The sequence below is a fragment of the Mycobacterium sp. TH-M25 genome (assembly GCF_057473665.1).
On record NZ_JBYCLA010000606.1, the window covers coordinates 1 to 3,978 of the forward strand.

At 67.4% G+C, this 3,978-nt stretch carries 3 protein-coding genes; all 3 read right to left on the reverse strand.

Translation table 11 applies throughout. The features are described from left to right. Positions 1 to 1,296: MCE family protein (locus AC2VOU_RS20135; RefSeq protein WP_486958951.1), on the reverse strand; the 1,296-nt coding region annotated here is incomplete at its 3' end. Continuing rightward, the gene (locus AC2VOU_RS20140; RefSeq protein ID WP_486958952.1) at positions 1,297 to 2,598 is read right to left on the reverse strand and encodes an MCE family protein; all 1,302 of its coding nucleotides are present in this window, start codon (positions 2,596 to 2,598) and stop codon (positions 1,297 to 1,299) included. Next, positions 2,595 to 3,977 carry an MCE family protein gene (locus AC2VOU_RS20145; protein WP_486958953.1) on the reverse strand — a complete coding sequence of 461 codons (1,383 nt, stop codon included), beginning with the start codon at positions 3,975 to 3,977 and terminating at the stop codon, positions 2,595 to 2,597. Before AC2VOU_RS20145 ends, AC2VOU_RS20140 begins: the two co-directional genes overlap by 4 nt. Between the last annotated feature and the right edge of the window lies 1 nt (position 3,978).

Consider the following 3,978-nt stretch of genomic DNA (forward strand, 5'->3'; position numbering starts at 1 on the left):
CTCCACCGGGCCGAAGATCCGCTCCCGGTTCCAGTCGACCCGGTCGTCGGGCGGAATGCCCTGCGCGATGAGGTTCGGGTCCAGCGGGTAGGTCCCGAACACGTGCTGCCTCATCGCCAACGGTTGGAATGGCTTGTCGCTCTCGCAGATTTCGACCGTCGGCGCCCGCTTGCCGGGCTGCCCCTGGCAGGGGTAGTTGCGGGCGCCGCGCACCGCGATCGGCGAGTCCTGCGGCAGTTTGCAGTACAGGCCCTCGGGCGTGTCGACGACCTTCGTGTCGGCCGGAGCGCGCCACTGGCTCGGCGGCAGAAAGCCGACCGTGCAGGCGGGCGGGTCGCTGACGATGAGATTGAAGGCGCCCGAGGCCAATCCGGTGGGCGACTTGGTGCCGAGGAACGACTGGATCGCGGCGGTGAACGGGGGCAGCAATACCAGCACCTGCTCCAGCGACGCGTGATAGGTCACGCCGATCTGGCCGATAGTGGTGAGGTTGGCGAGCAGCACCGGAAGCGTCGGTTTGATCTGGTCGAGCAGTCGGGAAGCCTCGTCGAAGGCACCAGGCCCCCTGCTCAGCAGCGTGCGGATCTGTGGATCGTTGTGGGCCAGCTGTCCGGAAAAGCCGGCGAGGCTGTGCGCCCACAGCCGGATCGACTTGGTGGTCTGGTCCTGCGTGTCGAGGAAAGGCCCGGTGTCTTCGGTCAGGCTCCGCGCGCGGTCGGCGACGCCGTTGAGGTCACCCGAGAATCGCGCCGACGAGTCAAAGAGCGACTTGAAATCGTAACCGGCGCCGTTGAATGCCTGGAACGACTCGTCGAGCAACGTACTCAGCTTGCCCTTCGGGATGCTGTTGATCAACTTGCTGGACTGGTCGAGCATCGGACCGACCGGTTGCGGGATCGTGGCGTCGGTCACCGCGATGACCGAGCCGTTGTGCAGGTAGGGCGGCGAGTCGGTGCGCGGCCGCAGATCCACGTAGTACTCACCGACCGCCGAGATGCTGCGCACCTCCGCCTTGAGATCAGCCGGGATCTTCGGCGACTCGTCAAGTGAGAGCGTCGCTTCCGCGCCGTGGCGGGTCAGCCCGACGGCGGTGACCTTGCCGATCTGCACCCCGCGGTAAGTGACGTTGCTGAAACGATACAGCCCTCCGGTGGCGGGCAGGTCCAACGTGACCGTCATCTTGCCGATGCCCAGCAGCGTCGGAACCTGGATGTACCACAACACCATCAGGAGGACGCCGATGGTTCCGACGATCGCGAAGATTCCCAACTGGATTCGGACGAACCGCGTCAGCATCTACCGGCCTCCGTCCGTCGACTGGTCCGCGGCCGGGGTCGCGCCCGGCATCGGGCCGGGCGCCGGCGTCGCTGACGACTGTGCGGCCACGGCGTCCGGGCCGAGCATCGTCAGGCCCGCGACCACCGGCGGTACCGGCTGCGGCGCAGCTCCTTCCGGTGGCGGGCCGGGCGGGATGGCGTAGGAACCGGGCGCACCGGGCGGTGCGCCGTAGCGGAACTGCAGATATTCCGGATCCCCCGGCGCCGGTACACCTTCGGCGCCCAGCCGCTCCCAGTGCGTGCCCCGCAGGATGCTCTTGCGAAGGCCCGCGTTCGTCAGGTCGATGATGAAGTACCCGTTGACGTAGTCGCCGCGGACGTAGCGGTCGATGAAGCCCTGGGTGAACGGGAACGTCGGGGCGTACGCGAGGGCGGCGTCGAGGTCCGGCCCGATGTCGGCGAGCGCCTTGATCGTCGGCGCGAGGTTCTGCAGGTTCTTGACCAAGTCGGAGCCCGCGTCGTTGACGAGTTTGGTGGCGGTATTGCTGAACGTCCCGAGCCGGTTCAAAGCCGTCGTCAACTGTGGCCGCTCCTTGATCAGAACGTCCAGTGCGGGCGGGATCTTGTGGAGCGCTTGGGTGATCACGTCGCGTTGACCGGCGAACGTGGCGGCCAGCCGGTTCAGTGCTTGTATCGACGCGACGAGGTTGTCGCGCTGCTGGTCGAGTGTGCCGACGAACCTGTCGAGGCGAACGAGCAGATCGCGGACGTCGCCCGCGTGCCCGGACAGGGCGGCGTTGAAATTGTGGATGATGTCGCCGAACTGCCCCAGCCCGCCGGCGTTGAGGATCACCGACAACGACGACAGCGTCTGCTCGGTCGACGGGTAGGTCGACGACCGGCTCAGCGGGATGGTGGCGCCCGGTTGCAGCCGTCCGGCCGCCGGTTGACCGATCGGCGGATTCAGTTCGAGGTGCATGGATCCCAGCAAGCTGGTCTGTCCCACCTTGGCCACGACGTTGGCCGGGATCACGACGCCGGGCCGCACCGAGATGTCGACGTTGGCGTGCCAACCCTGGACCGTCATCCTGCTGATGCTGCCGACGATGACATCGTCGATCATTACCGGCGAATTCGCTTCCAGCGTGCCGACGTTGGCGATCTCGACGTGGTAGACGCTGGCGCCCGGCCCGCGTCCCACCGCGCCCGGCAGCGGAAGTGAGTTCAGCCCGTTGAACGCGCAGCCGGTCGCGGCGAGCATGACGCAGCAGCAGATCCCGAAGACCCGTCGAATGGTCGGCAGGGCGGTCCGGGCGCTCATGGTTGCCCACTTTCCGCCGGGAGCAGCATCTCCGGCACGCTCGCCGGGGCAGGTGGCGGTTCGTCCGGTGTGCTCGGCGGTGGGGGTTCGGGCATCGCCGCTCCGGGGATACGCCCCGGGGGCGGCGGGGGCGGCGGCGCCGGCGGCGTGTCACCGGGCAGGCCGGTGTATGCCGAGACCGCGGGCGGCAGCTCCGGCGCCACCGGCTTGGGGCCCTCCCCGCCGGGGGCCAGCCGTTGCTCGGTGTACACCACGTTCTGGGGGTCGAAGGCGGGCGCCAGGAACGGGTTGATCGGAATGGGCAGATAGTTGAAGTTGAAGTACAGCAGCGGGTTGAACACCCGCAACGCCGGACTCAGATACAGACCGCACAGCTTGCCGGTCTCGTTGCCGGTGGCGTTCTCCAGCCCGCCGATCTGGGAGCAGAGGGAGAACACCGGATTGGTGAGGTTCTGGACGCCGACCCCGCCGCGGATGTTGCCGACATCCGGGTCGTAGTCGTTGTAGGCGTTCGCGATAGCGTTGGGCGTCACGTGCAGAACGTTTTTCAGGGCCATCTTGTTGTCGACGAGGATCTGGGTGAGGTCGGCGAGCCGCGTGATCTGTTCGGAGGTCGCATCGCGGCTGCCCTGGATGAACCGCTGCACCTCACCGACCGCGCCGGCCAGGTCGGTCAGCGCGGCGTCCAAATCGGACCTGTTGTCGTCGAGCACGCTGGTGAGGGTGGCCAGCCGGTTGTTGAATTGGACCAGTTCGACGTTGCTGTCCCGCAGGACCCCCACGAAGGTCTGCAAATTCTTGATGACGTCGACGATGTTGCCGCTGCCGTCGGCCAGGATGCGCCCCACCCCCGACAGCTGGGCAAGCGTCTGGCGCAGCTTCTCACCGTTGCCACCGCCCAGCGCCCCGGCGGCACTGTCGATGAACCGCGCCACCGACGGCGTCGAGACCTTGCCGATGGGACCCAATTCCGTTGCCAGCCGCATCAATTGGTCCTTGACCTCATCCCACTCGACGGGTACCGCGGTCCGGTCGATCGGAATCACCGCGCCATCACGCATGGTGGGACCGCTCGATCGGTAGGCCGGGGTCAGCTGGACGTAGCGCGCCGCCACCAGGTTCTGCGCGACGATCACGGCTTTCGCGTCCGCGGGCACGGGCACGTCGTGGTCGACGTGCATCACCATCTTCGCCCGGGTGCCCTGCGGTTGGATGGACGCGATGGTGCCGACCTTCATGCCGGAGACCCGCACGTCGTCGCCCGGATAGATCGCCGTGGCGGTCGGGAAGTAGGCGGTGATCGTCGTCGGGCGGAAGAAGGTGTCGCGGATCGCAACCGCTCCGCCGACGACGAGCAAGCCGGCCATCACGAACGCCAGC